The following is a 21,927-nucleotide window of genomic DNA, read 5'->3' as shown; positions in this document are numbered from 1 at the left end:
CGCAGCCGGTGCAGGTCGCCGCCCGTCCGGTACGCCTCGCTCTCCTTGAGCCCGTCGATCTGCGCGGCCAGGGCCAGCTCCTGGGCCTGCTCCTCCGCCAGCCGCGTCGTCGTGGCGTCGAGCTCCCGTTCGGCCTCCTTGAGCCCGTCGCGCCTGGCCTTGACCTCGGCGGCGAGCGTCTCCAGGGTGTGGCCGGCGGAGGTGACGGCGTGGGCGGCGGCCCGCAGGACGCGCTGGGCGTAGCCGCGCTGCCGGACGGCCAGCCGGTCGGCCTCCTCCACGTCGCGGTCGAGCAGCCGCAGCTCCTCGCGCCGCCGGTCGAGCCGTTCGAACCCCTCGGCGATCTCGTGGATCTCGCCTTCGCCCAGCGGCGGCAGCGCGCTGGACAGCAGCTCCGACAGCAGCCCAGGGTCGAGCCGCTCGGACAGCTTGGGCGTGCGGAGCTGGCGCAGCGCGGTGAGCAGGGAGTCGTAGCGCTGCTCGTTGAGGCCCGGGTAGAGCGTCTGGCGCACGGCGGTGCGGTAGGAGGCGGCCGACTCGTGGACGGTTCCACAGCCGTCGAGCTCCTCGGCGAGCTGCGCCTTGGTCAGCGGCTGACCGGCCTCGCCGCTGAGGCTGACGCCGTCGGGGGTGCCGACGCGGGCCTCGGTGGTGAAGTAGGTGGCGGTGACGTTCTTGGTGTGGACGGTGGCCTGCAGCCGGGCGCCGCAGGTGAACCAGCGGCCGTCGGCGTGCCGGAACTCCAGCCACACGTAGCCCACCCGGGTGACGCCGCCGGCGCCGTCGCCCATGAGGTTCCAGTGCATGGTGCGCTCGGTGCCGCCGAACGTGGACAGCCGGCTCGGCTTGAGGCTGGCGTCCAGCACGTACGGCAGCAGCAGTTCCAGCACCTTGGACTTGCCGCTGCCGTTCGGACCGCGCAGCAGCAGCCGCCCCCGGTGGAACTCGAACACCTCGTCGTAGTAGCGCCACACGTTGAGGATCCCGGCGCGTACGGGAGTCCAGCGGGCGTCCATCCCGTGCGCGGGGCGCGACGGGGTGAGCTCGGTGACCGTCAAACTTCCTCCTGTACGTGCGAGGCCCGCGTCCCGAGGCCGGGGAGCTGCGGACGGTTGCGGTAACGGGCGGCGGCGGGCAGGGCGGCGATCCGGCCCCCGGCACGGCGGGCCAGCCCGAACGACGTGAGCACCTCCAGCGCGTCGGCGGCCAGCCGCGGCCCGCCCCCGTCGGACTGGTACGCCTTGGCCCACTGGGGGAAGCGGCGCAGCAGCCCGGCCGCCTCGGCGTCGAGCCTGGCGTCGGTGACGGGGCCTGAGGTGACGAGCAGGTCGAGCATGAGCAGGGCGGCCACCTTGGCGTGGCTGCCGTCGTCGGGGAAGCGGGTGTCGGTGGCGATGCCGTCGGGGTCGATGAGCAGGAAGCCCTCGGCCCGCTCCTCCAGCACGAACCCGGCCTCCCCCGCGGCGCGGCGCAGCAGGCGGCGGCCGGTGAGGGAGTCGGCGTAGGCGGCCTGGTCGGGGGTGAGCTCGTCACGGTGGACGACGGGCTCGTCGAGCAGGCGGCGGATGAGCGAGTGGCGGGTCCGCAGGTTGCGCTGCGTCGTGGTCGGCTCGTCTCCCCCGTACCGCGCCTCGAACGTCAGCTCCGCGAGCACCGGTGGCCCCACCATGTCGGCGCCCTCCCCCATCGGGGCGGCGTCCGCGACCGGATGCCCGCCCAGCTCGGCGGCCACGCGGGACGGCGGGACCGGGGCGGCCAGCAGCCGGATCACGCGGGTGGTGTCCACCCGGTAGAGCACCTTGGCGTCCTCGTCGTCCAGGTAGGCGTCGGTGGCGCCGTCCATGGCGGTGAGCGCCCCGTAGTGCTCAAGCAGCTTGAGCGCGTCCACGAACGCGGCCCGCTCCTCGCTCCTGACCGGGTCGAACGCGGGCACCCCTTCCTCCACGGCGGCCGCCTGCACGACCCGCTGGGCCAGCATCCCGATCGTGGTGACCGGCGAGGTGAGCAGCTCGGCCGCGCACAGGCAGAGCAGCGTGTAGCGGCGGCGGTCGAACGGCGCCCTCGTGGTGCGGCGGCGGCGCGCGGGCCGGGTGGCGCCGGGCTCGGTCTTGACCTTGACCAGGCGGGCGTACCCCTGGCGCGGCTCCACGATCAGCCGCCAGCCGCAGAAGTAGTCGAACCACTGGATCAGGGGCTGGCGGCGCTTCCTGATGAGGTCGAACGCGGCCGGGTCGTCGTGCCGGGACACCAGGGGGCGGCCGAGCAGGGTCCTGATCGCGCGGGCGATCTCCTCCTTCTCGGCCCGGACGAGCTGGTTGGCCAGGCTGCTCATTCGCCCGCCGCCCGCCCGCGCAGCCCGGCCCCGCCGCGGATCTCGCCGCGGGCCTCGGCCAGGGAGCGTACGTCGATGAGGTAGTCGGGCCCTCTGAACCAGCCCTCGGGCGTGCGCAACACCGCCACCGCGCCGTCGTCGGGGGCCCGCAGCACGATCTCCACCCTCCCGTCGGAGGTGACGGCGCGCCGGAAGCCGGTGGAGTCGGGCCGCTCGGCCAGGGCCCGGCCGAGCAGGTCGAGCAGCCGGCCGAACGTGTCGTGGTCGAGGTCGCCCATCCGCGACAGCCGCATCGCGCCGGTGGTGACCAGCGCCGCCCAGGCGGCCTCCAGCTCGGCCCGCTCCCGCCCGGCCCGCGCCCTGCGCTGGGCCCGCAGCGCCGCCACGTCGCGCACCCGGCCGGTCCGGCCCATCCGCTCGGTACGGCCGCGCGAGCGCAGCAGCGCCGACACCTCCACCCGCTCGGCCAGCGCCCAGGGCACCCCGGCCGCGAGCAGCTCGGCGTCGCCGTGCCCGAGGTGGGCGTGGCGGGCCGAGCCGAGCCCGAAGGCCGCCTCCCACAGCCGGTGCGCGTCCTGCTCGCCGGGCGCGGCGGCGAACCAGCGGGCCAGCGTACGGAAGTCGGCGGCGGCGCTGGAGGAGCGGCGGCGCGAGTGGGTGATCGGGTCGAGCCCCGGCAGCAGCGAGACGATGGCCCGCCGCGCCACGTCGTGCAGCTGCCGCACGCGCGGCCGCGGGTCGGCGGCCCCTTCCTCGGGGGCGAACCACTGCCGCAGGCCCTGCCACTTGGCCTGCCTGGCCGCCAGCCACGGGCCCGCGTGGTCGGCGCCGGGCACTGCGGGCAGGTCGGCGCCGTCGAGCGCGCGGGCGTGCGGGCCCATGAGCGGCCCCATGAGCGGCCACGGCTCGCACGCTGGCCGCGCCGGCGTCGCCGCGCTGCTCCAGCAGGAGCGCGAACTCCTGGAGGTAGGCCACGGTGGCCGCCTTGACCTCGTGGAACGTGCCGATGTCCGCGCCCTCGACGCGCAGCAGCCGTTGCAGCTCGCCGTTGAAGCGCTGGGTGTTGCCGCGCAGCCCGTCGAGGTGGCACTCCAGCTCCTGGAGCGCGGTGAAGATGCGCCGGTTGCGTCCGGGGTCTGGGTCACGGAGCAGGCCGTCCAGCTCGCGCAGCCGGTCGGCGATGGCGTCGAGCACGGCCGTCTGCAGCGCGCCGGCCGACTCCAGCGCGGCCATGGCGTGCCGTACACCCGCGACCGCCGCCTCGCCCCGCCTGGTCAGCGAGTAGTGCAGGTTCCTGCGCTCGTACTCCTCGGCGGTGGCGAAGCTGCCGGCGTGGTTGAAGATCACGTCGAGCAGGCCCCAGCCGGCGAGCTGTTTGAGCGTGGCGGCCAGCTCCTGCTCGCGTACGGGGGCGTACCAGCCCGTCTCGCGCAGCCGTTCGCGGACCTGCTCGACCGTCAGGGCCGTTTCGAGCCGTTCGCCGGCCTCGCCGAAGGCGTGCAGGACCGCCGTGTGCAGGTCGGCCCGCTCGGTGGTGGTGAACCGGAACATCTCCGGCGGCACCCGTGGCGGCTCCGCCATCGCCCCGCTCCCCTCGCCGCACGATTGTCCGGACGCCACCGTAGCGGGAGAGACCGGCGGCGGGACCGCTGTTTGCGAGCAGATCACGGGCGTTCGGCGCTCGCATGGGAACGCCGGGGGGCGGTATGGCCGGGTTCGGGGTAAGGCGCGTGATCCCGGCCGGACAGGACGGCCTCTGGCGTCACGGCTGGAGTCCGGAGGGGGCTTGTCGCTTCGTCCCATGACGAGGTAACGTGCGGTTTTGTCCACAGTTATCGATAACAGCGCGGAGAGTAGCCGGACGGTGGCGGAGACGAAGGCGACGATCTACACGGTCGCGCGGGCGGTCGGGGTGAGCGCCCAGACCGTGTCGCGGGTCCTCAACGGGACCGGCCAGGTCAGCGAGAAGACCAGGGCCGCCGTGCTGGCCGCGATCGAGGCGCAGGGCTACCGGCCCAACGCGGTCGGCAGGAGCCTGCGCGCGTCCCGTACGCCGATGGTCGGGGTGCTGGTGGCCGACATCGGCAACCCCTTCTACGCCCGGCTGCACCGCGCCATCGAGCGCCGGCTGTCCGGCAGCGGCTACTCGCTGATGCTGATGAACTGCGACGACGACGCCCGCATCGAGCGCCGCCAGCTGGAGCTGCTGCGCTCGTACCGGCCGACGGGGCTGGTCATCGTCCCGTCGGTGGGCAGCTCGCTGAGCGCGGCCGACCTGCCAGCGTTCGGGCACGTGGTGAGCGTCAGCCGGGTGCTGGAGGGCCTGCCCGTGCCCGCCGTGGTCACCGACGAGCGGGAGTCCGTCGGGGCGGCGGCGAAGGAGCTGATCTCGTACGGGCACACGGAGATCGCCTTGATCGCCGGCCCGCAGAAGGCGTCCACCACCCGGGCCCGCGAGGAGGGCTTCCGCGCGGCCCTGGCGCGCCACACCGGGCTGCGGGGGATCGTCCGGCACACCGACGGGACCCGGGCGGGCGCGGAGGCCGCGGCCGCCGAGCTGCTGAGCACGCGGCCCGGCCCGACCGCGACGGGCCCGAGCGCGACGAGTCCGAGCGCGACGAGTCCGGCCGCGACAGGTCACACCACGACGGGCCCGACCGCGATGATCGGGTTCAACGCGCTGGTCACGGAGGGGATCGTCAGCGCGATCATGGCGGCCGGCCTGCGCTGCCCCGAGGACGTCTCGGTGATCGGCTTCACCGACGCCGGCTGGATGACGCTGCACCGCCCGCCCATCTCCGTGATCGACCAGCCGGTGGAGGAGATGGGCGCCCTGGCCGGGCGGCTCCTGCTCGACCTGGCCGCGGGCGAGAGCGTCGCCCCGGGCCCGCGCGTGGTGCCGAGCACGCTGGTCCGGCGCGGCTCCGTCGCCTCGCCCGCCGCGCATGGCGTCACGCCGTCCGCACAAGTCGCCGCGCCGGCCGCGAAGGAGGAGGGGTCATGAAGATCGTCGGGGTGGAGACGCACGTCGTCACCGAGCGGCTGCGCACGCCGTTCGGCATGTCCCAGTGGCACTGGGAGACGCGCTCCAGCTGCCTCGTCGAGATCGTGACCGACGCAGGCGTCACCGGATGGGGCGAGTGCTTCGGCCCGGCCGAGGGCAGCCGGGCGCTGATCGAGACGGTGTTCGCGCCGCTGCTGCTCGGGGCGGACGCGTTCGAGCACGTGGCCCTGTGGGAGTCGATGTACAACCGCAGCCGCGAGTGGGGCCGCGCGGGCGTGCCGATCGCCGCGATCTCGGGCATCGAGATCGCCCTGTGGGACGCCGCCGGCAAGGCTCTGGGCCGGCCGGTGCACCGGCTGCTCGGCGGGCGGGCGCCGGCCTCGTTCGACGCGTACGCCTCCGCGTTCTACTACGACGGCGAGTGGGCCGGCGACCTGGAGGCGGAGGCGCGCCACCTCCTCGATCAGGGGTACCGGCACGTCAAGATGAAGGTCGGCGCCGACCTGCGCTCCGACGTCGAGCGCGTGCACCGCGTCCGCGCGGCGCTCGGCCCCGAGGTGCGGCTGGCCGCCGACGCCAACCGCGGCTACACGACGGCGGAGGCGCTGACGTTCGCCCGCGAGACCGAGTCCGACGGGCTGTGGTTCTTCGAGGAGCCGGTCATCCCCGAGGACCTGGCCGGCTACCGCGAGCTGCGGGCGGCCACGGCGGTGCCCATCGCGGGCGGCGAGTCGGCGTACACGCGGTGGGGGTTCGCCGAGCTGATCGAGTCGCGGGCGGTGGACCTGCTCCAGCCCGACGCCACGGCCTGCGGCGGGCTGCGCGAGACCCTGCTGATCGCCGGCATGGCGAGCGTCCACGGCATCCCGACGCTGCCGCACGTGTGGGGGTCGGCGATCACCGTGGCGGCCGGGCTGCACCTGGCCACCGCACTGCCGGTGGTGACCCCTTCGCTCGGGCGCACGCCGCCGGTCATCGAGCTCGACCAGGCGCCCAACTCGTTCCGCCAGACCCTGTCGGACCTGGAGATCGGGCCGGTGATGTCCGTGCCCCAAGGTCCTGGGCTCGGCATCGAGATCGACCGTTCGGTGATCGAGGCGTATCGGGCCTGACCACCACCACAGTTCCAGCACTAAGGAAGACCCCGTGCCATCGGATCAGCGTTCCACCCCGCACCCCCTCCCCTCCACCGCCCCCTCGCTTCCGCACAAGTGGCTGCGCATCAGCGGCCTGCTGCTCGTCGGCCTGTTCGTCGCCTACCTCGACCGCTCGAACCTGTCGATCGGGATCAAGAACATCAGCACCGACCTCGGCTTCGCCGGCGACGGCTTCGCCGCCACGTCGAGCCTGGCGCTGACCGCGTTCCTGGTCGGATATCTGATCTCGAACTTCCTCGGCGGCTTCCTCACCGCCCGCGTGGACGCCAAGTGGATCCTGCTCGTCACGGTCGCGGGCTACTCGCTGTGCACGCTGCTCATCGGCTTCACCGACTCCGTGGGGGTGCTCGTCGCGCTGCGCGTGGGGGTGGGCATCTTCGAGGGGGTCTACTGGCCGCAGCAGTTCAGGATGGCCAAGGCCTGGTTCGACGAGCGGGAGATGACCAGGGCCAGCGCCATGATCCAGTACTACGGGCAGTATCTCGCGCTGGCGCTCGGGTTCTTCCTGCTGACCCCGATCGAGGCGTCGTTCGGCTGGCGGCCGATGTTCTGGGCGCTCGGCGCGATCGGCCTCCTCGTGATCCTGCCGCTCTACGCCCGTTTCCTGCCGACGGCGCCGGGCACCACGATCCGGGCCACCCCGCAGGAGGGCGCGCGCAAGAAGCTCACGTTCGCGTCCTTCGGCGGCGGGCGGTTCGTGCTGCTCGTCTTCAGCTACTTCGCCAACGGCATGCTGTTCTGGGGCATCACGCTGTACATCCCGCTGATCGTGCCGACGTTCGGGTTCGCGCCGAGCGTCAACGGACTGCTGTCGGCGGCGCCGTACCTGGTCTCGCTGCTGCTCACGGTGCCGATGATGATCCTCGGCGACCGTTCGGGACGGCGCGGGCCCATCGCGATCTCCGGCCTGGTGGTGGGGGGCGTGCTGCTGGCGTGCGTGGCGCTGACCGGGTCACCGGTGGCGCAGTTCTCGCTGATCTGCCTCGGGCTGGGCTATTTCACCGCCGCCTACACGCCGAACATCTGGGCGATCGCGGTGACCGACCTGCCCGCGCACGTGGTGGGCCCGGCCACGGGCATCATCAACGGCTTCGGGGCCGGCGGGGGCGGAGTCGTGGCGGGCGCCCTGGTGGGCGCGCTGCTGGCGGCCACGGGGACGTACACGCTGGGGCTGTCGATCCTGGGGCTGGTGGCCATCCTGGGCGGGCTCTCGCTGTTCCTCTACACCAGGATGCGGCCCGCGGTCCCCGAGGTCACCGCCGCCTGATCACGGCGTGGGGAACGGGCCGCGCGGCGAGGGCGGGGAGCCGTCGGCGGACAGGCCGTTGGTGACCCGCAGGAACTCCAGCTTCTCCGCGTCGGCCGAGTTCGCCGCCACCGTGTAGAGGACGAGCCTGACCTCGCTGCCGGGCACGGTGAGCACGTCGCAGTCGCACGTCACCTCGCCGACCTGGGGATGCACGATGACCTTGCGGGCGGAGACGTGCCGGCCGACCGCGCCCTCGTCCCACAGCCGGGCGAACTCCGCGCTGGTGGCGCGCAGCTCCGCGACGAGGCCGGTCAGGCCGGGGTCGGCCGGGTGGTCGGCGATCGCGGTCCGCAGGTCGGCGACGAGGGCGCGATCGAGCGCGTCGCCTTCGTTCATGACGGGCCAGGCGGCCAGCCCGCGCGGCCCGGTGGCGAAGACCGCCCGCACCAGGTTCCGCTCGGCCGGTGCCCGGGCGGCGGGGTCGCCGAGCAGCGCCGCCCACGCGGGCGTCCAGGACAGCAGGGTCCAGTCGGCGGCGAAGACCCCGACGGGGAACTCGCCGAGGCGGGCCACCATCCGCTGCACCCCGGCGGGGACGTGCGTGGAGATCGTCCCGTCACGCGGCGGGAGCAGGCCGGCCAGCAGGAAGGCGTGGTCGCGTTCGGCGGGCGCCAGTTGCAGCGCCCTGGCCAGGCTCGCGACGACCTGCTCCGACGGGCGCGTGGCGCGGCCCTGCTCCAGCCGTACCACGTAGTCGACCGACAGGCCCGCCAGCTCGGCCAGCTCTTCGCGGCGCAGCCCGGCCGCGCGCCGCCCGGCCCGCGCGATCCGCCCGACGTCGGCGGGAGAGAGCCGATCGCGCCAGCGGCGCAGCGCCGTTCCGAGAGTCTCGTCCACGATCCCCATCCTGCCTCGCGCCCGGCCGTTCTGCCTGGTACTGGCCGACCCACCGTCGCGCGGGGCACTGGCCGGCCCTCCGGCACCGGCCGAGAGTGGACGCATGACCACGACGTTCATCACCGGAGCCAACAAGTCCCTCGGGTACGAGACCGCCCGCCGCCTGATCGAGGCCGGGCACACGGTCCTCGTCGGCGCCCGCGACCCCGAGCGCGGCCGGGCCGCCGCCGACGCGCTCGGCGCCCGTTTCGTTCAGATCGATGTGAGCGATGACACGTCGGTGGCCGCGGCCGCCGCCGACGTCGAGGCGCACGAGGGCCACATCGACGTCCTCGTCAATAACGCGGGCGTGCACGGGACGCACAAGCCCGCCGACCGGATCACCGCCGCCGACGCCAGGGAGGTGCTGGAGGTCAACGTGGTGGGAATCGTGCGGGTGACGCACGCGTTCCTGCCTTTGCTGCGCCGGTCGGCGAACCCGGTCATCGTCAACGTCTCCAGCGGCATGGGGTCGTTCGCCGCCACCCAGGACCCTTCCCGCCCCGAGTCGAAGGCGGTCGAGCCGCTCTACTCACCGTCGAAGGCGGCCGTGACCATGCTGACGACGCAGTACGCGAAGGCCCTGCCCGAGGTGAAGGTGAACGCGGCCGACCCGGGCTACACCGCGACCGATTTCAACGCGCACGCGGGGCCGCAGACGGTGACCGAGGGCACGGACGCGATCGTCGAACTGGCCACCATCGGTAAGGACGGGCCGACCGGGGTCTTCCGTGACCGGAGTGGCCCGATGGCCTGGTGAGTCCGGTCGGAATAAGGGCGGGGAGACGCGATTTTTCTTTACTAAAATCGCTATCCCTTGCCCTGCCGCCGACCTGGGCAAATGCGCGCCCTAAACGATCTGACGACACTTGCGGTGGATCTTTTCTGTTGCCTATAAAGGTCCTCGAATCATTTGCCTACCCATGTCTGAGTATGCGAATTCTAAGTAGAGTCATGACGCCCGCCGTAGCAGGCCTGCTCGCTGTAGCGGGCCCCGCCTGCCCGGTCGGGGCCGCGGAGTCCGGCGGGCTTGACGCTTACTACCGACAGCGACCGGCCTGGACCGCCTGCGGCAACGGTTACGAATGCGCGGACGTGACGGTCCCGCTCGACTACGCCAAGCCGGACGGCAAGAAGATCAAGCTCAGCCTGACCCGTCTTCCCGCCACCGGCAAGAAGATCGGCTCTCTCGTGCTCAACTTCGGCGGCCCGGGCGGCTCGGGCGTGGCAGCGCTGAAGGGCAGCGGGGCCACGGTCTCGGCGGCCGTACGGGAACGGTTCGACATCGTCAGCTTCGATCCCCGGGGCGTCGGCGGCTCCTCGCCGGTGCGCTGCCTGGACACCGTCCGGCAGGACACCTACCTCGCCCTCGACCCCACCCCGGACAACCGCGCCGAGGCCAAGCGGGCCGACAAGTGGGACAAGGTGTTCGCCAAGTCCTGCCTGGCCCACTCGGGCAAAGCGCTGCTGTCCCACGTGGGCACCATGGACGTGGCCAAGGACATGGACGTGCTGCGCTCCGCGCTGGGCGACGAGCGGCTCAACTACCTGGGCTTCTCCTACGGCACCTACCTCGGCTCGATCTACGCCGACCTGTTCCCGAAGCGCATCAGGACGATGGTGCTCGACGGCGCCGAGGACCCCTCGCAGCCCGCCTCGGACTTCTACGCGGACCAGGACCGCGGGTTCGACGTGGCGACGAAGTCGTTCCTGCGCAACTGCTTCAAGTCCAAGGACTGCCCGTTCCGCGTGCACACGGTCAAGGCGGCGATGAAGCAGCTCGACGAGCTGTACCAGCGCGCCGACGACTCGCCGCTGCGCAACGACCACGACGGCAGGCAGGTCAACGAGGCCATCGTGCGCACCGCGGTGAACGCCGCCATGTACCAGTCCTCCAGCTGGCCGCTGCTGCGGCAGGCGCTGGCGAAGGCGTACGAGAGCGGCGACGGCACCAAGCTGCTGCTGCTGGCGGACGGCTACAACGGGCGCATGCCGGACGGCAGGTACGACAACAGCCTCGACGCCCTCATGGCCGTCAACTGCGTCGACCACCCCGAGGAGCCGTGCCCGTACTGGCCGGTCAAGGGCACCCGCTACCCGAAGAAGGTCAAGGCCGACGGCGCGCCGCCGATCGTGGTCGTGGGCACCACGCGTGACCCGGCGACGCCGTACAAGCTGGCCAAGGCGCTGGCGGGGCAGCTGTCGAAGGGCGTGCTGCTGACCAACGACGCCGACGGCCACACCGGCTACGCCACCGGCTCGGCCTGCCTGGACGCCAAGGTGGACCGGTACCTGATCACGGCGGTGGCGCCGAAGCCGAGCACCTGCACGAGCACCAAGGCCTGAGACCGCGCGCACAAACCGCGCACACAAACGTCACCAGTCCCACCCATCGGTGTGGGACTGGTGACGTTCGGGTCAATCCCGGCCGCGCCTGCGTGGCCGCGGTGGCGGGGCGGGGCAGATTGGGCGGACGTAACCGGAGATTCCCGCCCGAGAGCCCGAGGAGCCCGTGGGTCCCCTGCAGCCTGTCGAGTCGCTGCTGATTCTGCACGCGGTCGCCGCGGCCTGTGCCCCCTGGCTGGTCGCCCGCCTGGGCCGGGCCGTCTCCTTCGCGCTGCTGGCGCTGCCGCCCGCGGCCGGTTTCGTCTACGCGGGCTGGGCGGGATGGCGCGGGCTGCCCGCCCGCGAGAACACCCCGTGGGCCCCGGTGGTGGGCCTGGAGTTCTCCTTCCGCCTCGACCCGCTGGCGCTGCTGATGACGGCGCTGGTGACCGGGGTCGGCGTGCTCGTGCTCTGCTACAGCGCCCGCTACTTCCCCGCGGGCGACGAGGGGCTCGGCCGCTACGGCGGCGTCATGGTGGCCTTCGCCGGGTCGATGCTGGGCCTGGTCACCGCCGACAACCTGCTGCTGCTGTACGTGTTCTGGGAGCTGACCACGGTCTTCTCCTACCTGCTCATCGGATCCGACCCGCAGAGCCGGGCGAGCAGGCAGGCCGCGATGAAGGCGCTCACGGTCACCACGCTCGGCGGGCTGGCGATGCTGGCCGGGTTCGTGCTGCTCGGGCAGGCTGCGGGGACGTACCGGATCTCGGAGATCGTGGCCAGCCCGCCCGGCCTCCCGCCCGTCGCCGTGCTGCTGGTGCTGGTGGGCGCGCTGTCGAAGTCGGCGATCTTCCCGTTCAGCACGTGGCTGCCGGCCGCGATGGCCGCGCCCACGCCCGTTTCGGCGTACCTGCACGCGGCGGCCATGGTGAAGGCCGGGGTGTACCTGCTGGCCCGGCTGGGGCCCGCGTACGGCGACCTGACGGTGTGGCGGGCGGTCGCGGTGCCGCTCGGCGTGGTGACGATGCTGCTGGGCGGCTGGCGGGCGCTGCGGGAGAACGACCTGAAGCGGCTGCTGGCCTACGGGACGGTCGGCCAGCTCGGCTTCCTGGTGCTGCTGTCCGGGGCGGGCACCAGGAGCGCGGCGCTGGCCGGCGTGGGGATGCTGCTGGCGCACGCCTTGTTCAAGGCGGCGCTGTTCCTGGTCGTGGGCATCGTGGACCACGCGGCCGGCACCCGGGACCTGCGCGAGCTGAGCGGGGTCGGGCGGGCGATGCCGTGGGTGTACGCGGCGGCGGTGCTGGCGGGCGCGTCGATGGCGGGGCTGCCGCCGCTGGCCGGGTTCGCCGGTAAGGAGGCGGCGCTGGAGGCGCTGGTGGGCTCGCCGGCGCTGGTGGGCGTGGTGGCGGGCTCGGCGCTGACGGCCGCGTACACGCTGCGCTTCCTGTGGGGGGCGTTCGCCGGCAAGCCGGGCGTGCCGGCGCGTCCGGTGCGCCCGACGCCGGCGGCCATGTCCGCTCCCGCGGCGCTGCTGGCCGCGCTGGGGCTGGTGCTCGCGCCGCTGACCTCCTGGTACGGCGGCGCGATGTCCGGCTACACGAACACGTTCCGCGAAGCGGGTCATCACGCCCATCTCGCCCCGTGGAGCGGCTTCACACCCGCGCTGCTGCTGTCCGCGCTGGCGCTGGCCGCCGGGCTGCTGCTCTTCCTGACCAGGGCCCCGGTGGCGCGGGCGGGGGCGGCGCTGCACGTGGCCGACTCCGGCCAGTTCTTCTGGCTGGCCGTCCGCCGGCTGGACCGGTTCGCCATCCAGCTCACCGGTTTCATCCAGCGCGGATCCGTGCCCGACTACCTGATGCTGACGCTGCTGGCGGGGGTCGGGGTGGGGCTGTTCTCGGTCGTGTACGGCGGCGCGCCGCACGTGGACGTGCCGATCCTGCTCTGGCAGCGGCCCGAGCAGCCCGTCGTGGTGACGCTGCTGGCCGCCGCCGCCGTGCTGGCGCTGTTCTCCCGCGCGTACGTGCTCCTCGCCCTCGTCGTCGGCCTCACCGGCTACGGCACCGCCCTGCTCTTCCTCGCCCACGGCTCGCCCGACCTGGCGCTGACCCAGTTCCTGGCCGAGACGCTGAGCCTGGTGGTGTTCGCCCTGGTGCTGCGGCGGCTGCCGATCCAGCCGGTCAGGGGACGGGTGCCGGTGGCGGTCAGGCTGGCGCTGGGCCTGGCGGCGGGCGTGGTGGCCGCGGGCGGCGGCATGGTGGCCATGGCGGCGCGCGGCACCGAGCCGGTCGGGGCGCTGATGGAGCAGGCGGCGGAGCGGTCCGGCGCGCGCAACGTCGTCAGCGCCATCATCCTCGACATCCGGGCGTGGGACACGCTGGGCGAGAGCGCGGTGATCGTCGTGCTGACGCTGGGCGTGACCAGCATGGTGTTCCTGCGGCGCAGGTCGTACAGCATCGAGCGGAGCGGGGCCGGGCACCGCGCGGAGGAGCGCCCGCACTGGCTGGCGGCCACGCTGCCGCGCGGGCAGGCGGCGCTGGCGCTGGAGGTGGTGGCCAGGCTGACGTTCCACACCGTGCTCACGCTCTCGGTGTTCCTGCTGTTCATCGGGCACAGCGGCGTCGGCGGCGGGTTCGCGGGCGGCATCGTGGCCGGGCTGGCGATCACCGTGCGCTACCTGGCGGGCGGCAGGAACGAGCTGGCCGTGGCGGTGCCGGCGCACGCGGGCGTGCTGATGGGCGCCGGGCTGACGCTGTCGGCGGGCACGGCGCTGATCGGGCTGCTGTTCGGGCGGGCGGCGCTGGAGATGCTGGCCACGGACGTGAGCGTGCCGCTGCTGGGGCACGTGCACCTGTCCACCGGCCTGCTGTTCGACCTCGGCGTGTACGTCTCCGTCATCGGCATGGTCCAGGACGTCCTGCGCGCCCTGGGCGCGGAGCTGGACCGGCAGATCGACGCGGAGGAGACCCCGTGAACAGCGTCTCCCTGCTGCCCTTCGCCGCCTGCTGCATCATGATCACGGTCGGGGTGACGCTGCTGCTGGAACGGAGCCTGGTCCGTGTCCTGGCCGGCGTCATCGTGCTGGGCAACGGGGTGAACCTGCTCATCGTGACCGCGGGCGGCGACGCGGGCGGCCCGCCCTTCGTCGGCCGGCCCGGCATGGCCGACCCGCTGCCGCAGGCCATGGTGCTCACCGCCATCGTGATCACGCTGGGCGTGACCGCGTTCCTGCTGGCCATGGTGCACCGCTCCTGGCAGCTCACCGGCAGCGACGAGGTCCAGGACGACACCGAGGACCGCCGGGTGCGGCTGCGTTTCCGGCGCGGCGAGCTGGGCGACACCGTCCGCGCCAAGCGCGACGCCTACCGGCGGCTGGTCGTCGAGCAGCGGGCCGAGCTGGCGTACCTGGAGGCCGAGCAGGCCGAGCGGGAGCGGCTGGAGGAGGCCGACCTGGAGCGGCGCATCTCCCGGGTGCACAGCGAGCTCGAACAGTGGGCCAGGCGCCTGCGCGAGCAGGGACTGCCGGAGGAGGAGCTGCAGCTGCGCCTGGAGGAGGCCGGGCTGCGCGACGACACGGGCGCCATGTCGAACCTGGAACGCATCGAGCAGCTGCGCGAGGAGTACGAGCGCGGGCGGGCCAGGCAAGCCGCCAGCGAGAAGGAGCTGCTCAAACAGCTCAAGGCGCGCCAGAAGGAGGCGCGCAAGCAGATGCGGCAGGCCATCAGGGAGGAGCGGGAGCGGCAGGCGCTCGCGCAGGATCCCGAGCTGGAGGGCGACGACTGACCCATGGACGGTCCTGTGCCCCTTTCCAGCCTCGTCTGCGTGCCCGTGCTGCTGCCGCTGCTGGCGGCCGGGGTGAAGCTGGCGATCGGCGGGCGGTTGCGCGGGCTGCAGTCGCTCATCAGCCTCGTCACGCTCGGCCTCTCGCTCGCCGTCTCGGTGGTGCTGCTGGTCGCGGCCGACACGAGCGGGCCGCTGGTGACCGAGCTGGGCGGCTGGGCGGCCCCGGTCGGGATCTGCCTGGTCGCCGACCGGCTCTCCACGCTGGTGCTGGTGGTGTCGTCGGCGGTGACGCTGTGCGTGATGGCGTACTCGGTGGCCAACTCCTACGACGAGCAGGAGCACGACGCGCCGATGGCGATCTTCCATCCGGCGTTCCTGGTGATGGTGGCGGGGGTGGCGGACGCGTTCCTGTCGGGGGACCTGTTCAACCTGTTCGTGGCGTTCGAGCTGCTGCTGAGCGGTTCGTACGTGCTGCTCACCTTCGGCGGCACCGAGGCCAGGATCCGGGCGGGGGCGACGTACACGCTGATAGCGCTGGCCTCGTCGATGTTGTTCCTGATCGCGCTGGCCATCACCTACGGCGCCACGGGGACGCTGTCGATGGCGCAGCTCGCCGAGCGCTTCGCCACGCTGCCCGAGCAGGTGAAGGTGCTGGTGGAGCTGACGCTGCTGCTGGCGTTCGCGATCAAGGCGGCGATCTTCCCCATGTCGGCGTGGCTGCCCGACTCCTACCCGACCGCGCCCGCCCCGGCCACGGCCGTGTTCGCCGGGCTGCTCACCAAGGTCGGCGTCTACTCGATCATCCGGCTGGAGGCGCTGCTGTTCCCCGGCGGGCCGGTCTCGACGCTGCTGATGTGGGTGGCGCTGGCCACCATGCTGACCGGGGTGCTGGGCGCGGTGGCGCAGACCGACATGAAACGCATGCTCTCCTTCACGCTGGTCAGTCACATCGGGTACATGGTGTTCGGCGTCGGCCTGTCCACGGTGGCCGGGCTGGCCGGGGCGGTCTTCTACGTGGTGCACCACATCACCGTGCAGACGAGCCTGTTCCTGGTGGTGGGGATGGTCGAGCGGCGCACCGGCACGACGTCGGTGACCCGGCTGGGCGGGCTGATGCGGGCGGCGCCGCTGATCGCCGTGCTGTTCTTCGTCCCGGCCATGAACCTGTCGGGCATCCCGCCGATGTCGGGATTCCTGGGCAAGCTCATGCTGGTGCAGGCGGGGCTGGCCGAGGGAGGGTGGCTGCCGGTCACGCTGGTGGCGGCCGGCCTGGTGACGAGCCTGCTCACGCTGTACGCGGTCGCGAAGGTGTGGGGCAAGGCGTTCTGGCGCGGGCCGCGGGCCGACCGCATGGGCCGGGTCGTGGAGAGCGAGGAGCGTACCGGCGAGGACCCGGTCGTGACCACGACCGCGCTGCCCGCCGCGCTGCCGCTGTCGGTGGCGGCGCTGGTCACGCTGGGGCTGTCGTTCACGGTGCTGGCCGGGCCGCTGTCGGCGCTGGCGCAGCGGGCGGCGGCGGAGCTGATGGCGCGCGAGCCGTACATCTCGGCGGTTCTGGGGAGGCATCCGTGATCTCGGGGAGGCATCCGTGAGACGGCGGGATCTGACGACCGGGCGGATCTCCAGGCGGTTCTTCGTGCGGATCTTCGGCCGGCGGGTGCCGCTGCCGCTGGTGGCCTGGCTGGCGCTGGTGTGGGTGACGTTGTGGGGCGAGGTGTCGGCGGGCAACGTGCTGGGCGGGGTGGCGGCCGGGCTGGTGGTGACGTGGCTGCTGCCGCTGCCCGTCCTCGACCCCGGCATCCGGATCCATCCGGCGGGGCTGGTGCGGTTCCTGCTCTGGTTCGGCTGGGACATGGTCACCTCGACCGCGCGGGTGGTGTTCTGGGTGGCGCATCCCGGCCGGCCGCCGGCGCAGTTCGTGCTGGTGCCGCTGCGCACGTCGTCCGAGGCCATGACCGTGATCGTCATGGTGGCGCTGTCGACCGTGCCCGGCAGCCTGGTGCTGGAGGCCTACCCGAGGGCGCTGATGCTGCACGTGCTGGGGCGGCCCGGCGACGTCGCGGACGCCGTACGGGCGGACGTGGCCGCGCTGGAGGCGCGCGTGGTGGCGGCGTTCGGCACCCGCCGGGACCGGAAGGAGCTGGAATGACGTCGGTGTACGCGGTGACGCTCGTGCTGCTGGGGACCGGGGCGGCGGCCGCGCTCTACCGGGTGGCGCGCGGGCCCACGATGCTGGACCGGGCGATGTCGCTGGACGTGTTCACGTCGCTGTCGATGTGCGGCGTCGGGGCGTTCGCGGTGGCCAGGGACGACTACTCGGACCTGCCGATCCTGCTGGTGCTGTCGCTGCTGGGCTTCGTCGGGTCGGTCGCGCTGGCCAGGTTCTTCTCGGGGAGGTCGCGGTGAGGTCTCGTGGTGCCGGCTCGGGCGGCGTGACGGCGGTGACGGCGCGGTGAGCGTGCTGGACGTGGCCGCGGCGGCCTGCCTGCTGGCGGGCGCGCTGCTGGCGCTGTCGGCCGGGGTCGGCCTGGTGCGCTTCCACAACACGTTCAACCGCATGCACGCCGGCACCAAGCCGCAGGTGCTCGGCGTGCTGCTGGTGCTGCTGGCCATGTGGCTGCACCGGCCCGGCTGGGCGACCGCCGGGCCGCTGCTGCTGGTCGCGATCTCCCAGGTGATCACCGTGCCGGTGGCGGCGTACATGATCGGGCGGGCGGCCTACTCGCGGGAGTCCTCCGACGACGACACCGAGCTGCCGTCCGCGGACTGATCCCGGGGATCGGCCTCGCCCTGCCGGTCGAGCGCGGCCTGGCCGAACCACGTCCACAGCGCGAACGCGGCCAGCAGGCCCGCGGTGACCCAGGCCAGCGTCGCCTCGAACAGGTAGTCGATGACGAACATGGTCGACGTGGTCATCGACACCACCAGCGCGAGCGCCCCGGCGATGCCGTACAGGTTGGACCGGCGTACCAGCGTCTCCTTGCGCCCCTGCCGGAACAGCACGCGGTGCTGCGCCGTCGGCGCGATGTAGCAGATCGACGCGACCGCCGCGCTGATCAGCGCGGCGTAGTAGAGCCACCGGTCGGCCTGGTCCATCCGGGCGAACCCGGTGGAGAAGGGCACGGTGAGCAGGAACGCGAACAGCACCTGCACACCGGTGACCGCGACCCTGGCGCCCTGGAGCAGCTCGACGAAATTGCGATCCGCGCGCTCCTGATCCGACTCGTTCTTCAACGCCGCCTCCCGCCTTCCACGAGAGACTTCCTCTTCCTTGCCAAGGGAGGCTAAAACCTCATGAGGACCTTCGCCGGGGTGATCGGGAGTTCGCGCACCCGGTGGCCGGTGGCGTGGAAGACGGCGTTGCCGATCGCGGCGGCCGTCCCGACGATGCCGATCTCGCCGATGCCCTTGGTGCCCATCGGGTTGAGCTCGCCGTCGCTCTCGTCCAGCCAGACCGCCTCCACGTCGCGTACGTCGGCGCAGACGGGGACGTGGTACTGGGCGAGATCGCGGTGCAGGAAGCCGCCGAACTCCGCGTCGGTGAGCGTCTCCTCCATCAGCGCCATGCCCATGCCCATCGTCATCCCGCCGATGAACTGCGATCTGGCCAGCACCGGGTCCACGATCCGCCCGGCGGCGAAGACGCCGAGCAGGCGCGCGACGCGGATCTCGCCGGTCACCGAGCTGACCCGCACCTCGGCGAACTGCGCGCCGAAGGCGTGCCTGGCCAGCTCGGCGTCGCCCTTGATCTCCTCGGCGGTGTCGGCGCGGCCCTGCTTGCCGTCGCGCTTCAGCTCCTCGCAGGCGCGCACCACGGCCGAGCCCCACGAGGCCGTGCCCATGGACCCGCCCGCCACCGGCGCCCGCGGCAGGTCGCTGTCGCCCAGCTCGACGTGCACCCGCTCGGGCGCCACCTCCAGCGTGTCCGCGGCGATCCTGGTCAGCGCCGTACGCGCGCCGGTGCCGATGTCGGCGGCGGCCACCTGGATCAGGAAGTCGTCGTCCAGCACGGTCGCCACGGCCTGGCACGGCATGCGCCTGGCCGGGTAGGTGGAGGCGGCCACGCCGGTCCCGACCAGCCACTCCCCCTCGCGCCTGATCCCCGGCGCCGGGTCGCGGCGCTCCCAGCCGAACCTGCGGGCGCCCTCGCGCAGGCATCCGACGAGGTCGCGGGAGCTGAACGGCAGGCCGGTGCCGGGCTCGGTCTCGGCGTCGTTGACGATGCGCAGCTCGACCGGGTCCAGGCCGGCGGCGTAGGCCAGCTCGTCCATGGCCGACTCCAGCGCGTACATGCCGGGGCACTCGCCAGGGGCGCGCATCCACGACGGCGTGGCCACGTCCAGCCGGACGAGCCGGTGCGTGGTGCGCAGCGCGGGGGTCGCGTACATGACCCGCCCGGGGACTGCGGTCTGCTCGGCGAACTCGATCAGGGTGGAGCTCTGCCCGTACGCCACGTGCTCCAGCGCCGTGAGCCGGCCCTGGGCGTCCGCGCCGAGCCGCAGCCGCTGGATCGTGGGCGTGCGGTAGCCGGTGACGTCGAACATCTGCTGCCGGGTGAGCACGATCTTGACCGGGCGGCCCACCGCCCTGGCGGCCAGCGCGGCCAGCACCGCCTGCGGCCTGGTGGTGCCCTTCGAGCCGAACCCGCCGCCCACGTGCCTGGCGACCACGCGCACCTGCTCCTGCGGCAGGCCCAGGGCGGTGGCGATCAGGTCGCGGCTGATCGAGGTGCCCTGCGCGGTGTCGTACACCAGCAGCCTGCCCTCCGCGTCCCAGTAGGCCAGCGCGGCGTGCGGCTCCATCGGGTTGTTGTGCAGGACGGGCGTCTCGTAGGTGACCTCGACGGTGGTCGCGGCCTCGGCCAGGCCCGCCTCGACGTCGCCTTTCCCCACGTCGGTGGGGAAGCCCGGGTTGACGACGTCGGGCTTGTAGAGGCCCGGATGGCCGGCGCTCAGGGTGACGTCGTGGTCGTCGGGGTCGTAGTCGACGCGGACGGCCGCGGCGGCGGCGCGGGCGTTCTCGTAGGTGTCGGCGACCACGGCGGCGACGATCTGGCCGCGGTAGGCGACCTCGCGGCGCTGGAACAGGGCCAGCTCGGGATCGGCGTCCTCGGACATGGCGGGCGGGTCCTCGCAGGAGAGCACGGCCAGCACGCCGGGCAGCTCCAGCGCGGGCCCGCCGTCCACGCGCTTGATCCGGCCCTTGGCGATCCTGGACTGGACGGCGAAGGCGTAGGCGACGCCCTCGGCCGGGTATTCGGCCGCGTACGTGGCCAGCCCCGTGACCTTGACGCGGCCCTCGATGCGGTTCACGGTGCGAGCTCCTCCAGCGTGGCGACGATCAGGTTGCGGGTCAGCGGCACCTTGTAGGCGTTGCCCGGCAGCGGGGCCGCCTGCTCCAGCTCGGTCTCGGCGGCCTGGAGGAACGCCTCCCCGGTCGCCGGGCCGCCGATGAGGGCCTGTTCGGCGCGCTCGGCCCGCCAGGGCGCGTGCGCCACGCCGCCGAGCGCGATCCGGCAGCCCGCCACGGTGCCGTCGCGCACGTCGAGCAGGGCGGCGATGGAGACCAGCGCGAACGCGAACGACGACCGCTCGCGCACCTTCCGGTAGCGCGAGACCCCAGGAGGCGGTGGCGGCAGCTCGACCGCGGTGATCAGGTCACCGGGTTCGAGCACGGTGTCGCGCTCGGGCTCGTCGCCGGGCAGCCGGTGCAGGCCGGGCATGGGGATGACGCGGTCGCCGTCAGGGCCTGTGACGTGCACCTCCGCGTCGAGGGCGGCCAGGGCGACGGCCATGTCGGAAGGGTGGGTGGCCACGCAGGAGCCGGACGTGCCGAGCACGGCCAGGCCGGCGTGGTCGCCCTCGATGGCGGGGCAGCCGGAGCCGGGGCGGCGCTTGTTGCACGGCCTGCTGACGTCCTGGAAGTAGGTGCAGCGGGTGCGCTGGAGCAGGTTGCCGCCGACGGTCGCGACGTTGCGCACCTGGCCGGAGGCTCCCGCCAGCACCGCCCTGGCCAGCATCGGGTAGCGGCTCCTGATGGCGGGGTGGGCCGCCAGGTCGGTGTTGCGCACGGTGGCGCCGATGCGGACGCGGTCGCCCGGCCGCTGCTCGATCGTGTCGAGCGGCAGGCGGCTGACGTCGAGCAGCCGTTCGGGCTCGGCGACGCCCAGCTTCATCAGGTCCACGAGGTTGGTGCCGCCGCCCAGGTACATGGTGCCGGGGGCGAAGGCGCGCACGGCCTCGGCGGGGCTGGCGGCGCGGGCGTACTCAAAGGGTTTCACCGGGCCACCTCGCCGATCGCGGTGACGATGTTGACGTACGCGCCGCAGCGGCACAGGTTGCCGCTCATCCGTTCCCTGATCTCGTCGGGGGTCAGCCCTGGGTCGGTCAGGAGGTCCTCGGTGATCGCGCTCGGGCCCGGCTCGCCCAGCATGCCCTCGGCCGAGCAGAGCTGGCCCGGCGTGCAGTAGCCGCACTGGAAGGCGTCGTGCTCGATGAAGGCCGCCTGCAGCGGATGCAGGGTGTCGCCGTCGGCCAGTCCTTCGACGGTGGTGATGTCGCGGCCGTCCACCGCCACCGCCAGCGCCAGGCAGGAGTTGGCCCGGCGGCCGTCGATCAGCACCGTGCAGGCGCCGCACTGGCCGTGGTCGCAGCCCTTCTTGGCGCCGATGAGGCCGAGTCGTTCGCGGAGCAGGTCGAGCAGCGACATTCGCGGGTCCACGTCCGCCTTGCGCGGCACGCCGTTCACCCGCAGGGTGATCTCCATGGCGCTCGACTACCCGACCTGACGACGAGACAACCTATGAGTGCAGCAAAAGATGTAACCGTTCGTCCAATGATGCCCGGTTTTACCGGGGCGACCGGGGGTAGCCGGGCGGGCATGGGCCGGGTCATGGACGAGCAGGTGACGGAGTCGGCGGCGGTGCTCACCGTCAACGCCGGGTCGTCGAGCCTGCGTCTCGATCTCGTACAGGGCGGGTGCGTGCTGGACAGCGCCCGCTCCGAGCGCGCCGCCGACGCCGGCTCGGCCGGGGAGGAGCTGTCGGCCTTCCTCGGCGGGCACTTCGACCGCGACATCAGGGCGGTGGCGCACCGGGTGGTGCACGGCGGCGACGTCGTGGCCGCTCCCGTGGTCGCCGACGGCG

The 21,927-nt window shown here is 73.0% G+C and carries 18 protein-coding genes and 3 pseudogenes; 12 read left to right on the top strand and 9 right to left on the bottom strand.

Annotated features, from left to right (window positions below):
- The 4 genes and pseudogenes from ABFX54_RS51095 to ABFX54_RS51080 form a co-directional block, all read right to left on the bottom strand.
- A pseudogene (locus tag ABFX54_RS51095) lies at positions 1–1,058 on the bottom strand (hypothetical protein); the annotation flags it as partial.
- The gene (locus ABFX54_RS51090; RefSeq protein ID WP_346114479.1) at positions 1,055–2,332 is read right to left on the bottom strand and encodes a TIGR02678 family protein; all 1,278 of its coding nucleotides are present in this window, start codon (positions 2,330–2,332) and stop codon (positions 1,055–1,057) included. The pseudogene ABFX54_RS51095 and the gene ABFX54_RS51090, both read right to left, overlap by 4 nt.
- The gene (locus tag ABFX54_RS51085; RefSeq protein WP_346114478.1) at positions 2,329–3,213 is read right to left on the bottom strand and encodes a TIGR02677 family protein; all 885 of its coding nucleotides are present in this window, start codon (positions 3,211–3,213) and stop codon (positions 2,329–2,331) included. The genes ABFX54_RS51090 and ABFX54_RS51085 overlap by 4 nt, the downstream gene beginning before the upstream one ends.
- Positions 3,214–3,262: 49 nt before the next feature.
- Positions 3,263–3,883: pseudogene (locus tag ABFX54_RS51080) on the bottom strand (TIGR02677 family protein); the annotation flags it as partial.
- A 313-nt stretch (positions 3,884–4,196) separates the two neighbouring features.
- Here ABFX54_RS51080 and ABFX54_RS51075 point away from each other — a divergent pair.
- The 3 genes from ABFX54_RS51075 to ABFX54_RS51065 are packed head-to-tail and all read left to right on the top strand — an operon-like array spanning position 4,197 to position 7,760.
- On the top strand, positions 4,197–5,336 hold the full coding sequence (locus tag ABFX54_RS51075; RefSeq protein ID WP_346114477.1) for a LacI family DNA-binding transcriptional regulator: 1,140 nt from the start codon (positions 4,197–4,199) through the stop codon (positions 5,334–5,336).
- A complete protein-coding gene (locus ABFX54_RS51070; RefSeq protein ID WP_346114476.1) occupies positions 5,333–6,448 on the top strand; it encodes a mandelate racemase/muconate lactonizing enzyme family protein in 1,116 nt (371 codons plus the stop codon). The genes ABFX54_RS51075 and ABFX54_RS51070 overlap by 4 nt, the downstream gene beginning before the upstream one ends.
- Before the next feature lie 34 nt (positions 6,449–6,482).
- Positions 6,483–7,760: an MFS transporter gene (locus tag ABFX54_RS51065; RefSeq protein ID WP_346114475.1), complete on the top strand. Its 1,278-nt coding sequence runs from the start codon at positions 6,483–6,485 to the stop codon at positions 7,758–7,760.
- Here ABFX54_RS51065 and ABFX54_RS51060 read toward each other — a convergent pair whose 3' ends face one another.
- On the bottom strand, positions 7,761–8,639 hold the full coding sequence (locus tag ABFX54_RS51060; RefSeq protein WP_346114474.1) for a helix-turn-helix transcriptional regulator: 879 nt from the start codon (positions 8,637–8,639) through the stop codon (positions 7,761–7,763).
- Positions 8,640–8,742: 103 nt separating this feature from the next.
- Here ABFX54_RS51060 and ABFX54_RS51055 point away from each other — a divergent pair, with 103 nt between their 5' ends.
- The 8 genes from ABFX54_RS51055 to mnhG all read left to right on the top strand — a co-directional run bounded on the left by ABFX54_RS51055 (position 8,743) and on the right by mnhG (position 17,553).
- Complete coding sequence (locus ABFX54_RS51055; RefSeq protein ID WP_346114473.1) at positions 8,743–9,438, top strand: SDR family NAD(P)-dependent oxidoreductase; 696 nt, start codon at positions 8,743–8,745, stop codon at positions 9,436–9,438.
- Positions 9,439–9,773: 335 nt separating this feature from the next.
- Entirely contained in the window at positions 9,774–11,024 is a 1,251-nt protein-coding gene (locus ABFX54_RS51050) for an alpha/beta hydrolase (RefSeq protein WP_346114472.1), read from the top strand.
- Between the two features lie 166 nt (positions 11,025–11,190).
- Positions 11,191–13,974, top strand: a complete 2,784-nt coding sequence (locus tag ABFX54_RS51045) for a Na+/H+ antiporter subunit A (RefSeq protein WP_346114471.1) — start codon at positions 11,191–11,193, stop codon at positions 13,972–13,974.
- Positions 13,971–14,783, top strand: a complete 813-nt coding sequence (locus ABFX54_RS51040; RefSeq protein ID WP_346114470.1) for a Na(+)/H(+) antiporter subunit C — start codon at positions 13,971–13,973, stop codon at positions 14,781–14,783. Before ABFX54_RS51045 ends, ABFX54_RS51040 begins: the two co-directional genes overlap by 4 nt.
- 15 nt (positions 14,784–14,798) lie before the next feature.
- Entirely contained in the window at positions 14,799–16,355 is a 1,557-nt protein-coding gene (locus tag ABFX54_RS51035; protein WP_346114468.1) for a Na+/H+ antiporter subunit D, read from the top strand.
- 16 nt (positions 16,356–16,371) lie between these two features.
- On the top strand, positions 16,372–16,932 hold the full coding sequence (locus ABFX54_RS51030; protein WP_346114467.1) for a Na+/H+ antiporter subunit E: 561 nt from the start codon (positions 16,372–16,374) through the stop codon (positions 16,930–16,932).
- The gene (locus ABFX54_RS51025; protein WP_346114465.1) at positions 16,929–17,189 is read left to right on the top strand and encodes an MrpF/PhaF family protein; all 261 of its coding nucleotides are present in this window, start codon (positions 16,929–16,931) and stop codon (positions 17,187–17,189) included. The genes ABFX54_RS51030 and ABFX54_RS51025 overlap by 4 nt, the downstream gene beginning before the upstream one ends.
- Positions 17,190–17,235: 46 nt before the next feature.
- Complete coding sequence (mnhG, locus tag ABFX54_RS51020; RefSeq protein WP_346114464.1) at positions 17,236–17,553, top strand: monovalent cation/H(+) antiporter subunit G; 318 nt, start codon at positions 17,236–17,238, stop codon at positions 17,551–17,553.
- On the opposite strand, the gene ABFX54_RS51015 is transcribed toward mnhG, so the two are convergent.
- Genes ABFX54_RS51015 through ABFX54_RS51000 form a run of 4 tightly spaced genes read right to left on the bottom strand, consistent with a single transcriptional unit; the run spans position 17,502 to position 21,548 of the window.
- On the bottom strand, positions 17,502–18,017 hold the full coding sequence (locus ABFX54_RS51015; RefSeq protein WP_346114463.1) for a DUF6328 family protein: 516 nt from the start codon (positions 18,015–18,017) through the stop codon (positions 17,502–17,504). The two genes, mnhG and ABFX54_RS51015, sit on opposite strands and share 52 nt — an antisense overlap.
- 50 nt (positions 18,018–18,067) lie before the next feature.
- Positions 18,068–20,095: a xanthine dehydrogenase family protein molybdopterin-binding subunit gene (locus tag ABFX54_RS51010; RefSeq protein ID WP_346114462.1), complete on the bottom strand. Its 2,028-nt coding sequence runs from the start codon at positions 20,093–20,095 to the stop codon at positions 18,068–18,070.
- Positions 20,092–21,063: an FAD binding domain-containing protein gene (locus ABFX54_RS51005; RefSeq protein ID WP_346114461.1), complete on the bottom strand. Its 972-nt coding sequence runs from the start codon at positions 21,061–21,063 to the stop codon at positions 20,092–20,094. The genes ABFX54_RS51010 and ABFX54_RS51005 overlap by 4 nt, the downstream gene beginning before the upstream one ends.
- Positions 21,060–21,548: a (2Fe-2S)-binding protein gene (locus ABFX54_RS51000; RefSeq protein ID WP_346114460.1), complete on the bottom strand. Its 489-nt coding sequence runs from the start codon at positions 21,546–21,548 to the stop codon at positions 21,060–21,062. The genes ABFX54_RS51005 and ABFX54_RS51000 overlap by 4 nt, the downstream gene beginning before the upstream one ends.
- 114 nt (positions 21,549–21,662) lie before the next feature.
- Between ABFX54_RS51000 and ABFX54_RS50995 the strand changes: the two are divergent.
- Positions 21,663–21,927, top strand: a pseudogene (locus ABFX54_RS50995) (acetate kinase); the annotation flags it as partial.

The sequence above is a fragment of the Nonomuraea maheshkhaliensis genome, from assembly GCF_039529435.1.
Classification (GTDB): domain Bacteria; phylum Actinomycetota; class Actinomycetes; order Streptosporangiales; family Streptosporangiaceae; genus Nonomuraea; species Nonomuraea maheshkhaliensis.
Note: the sequence above shows the minus strand (reverse complement) of the source record. Positions and strands in the feature narration are given on the sequence as shown.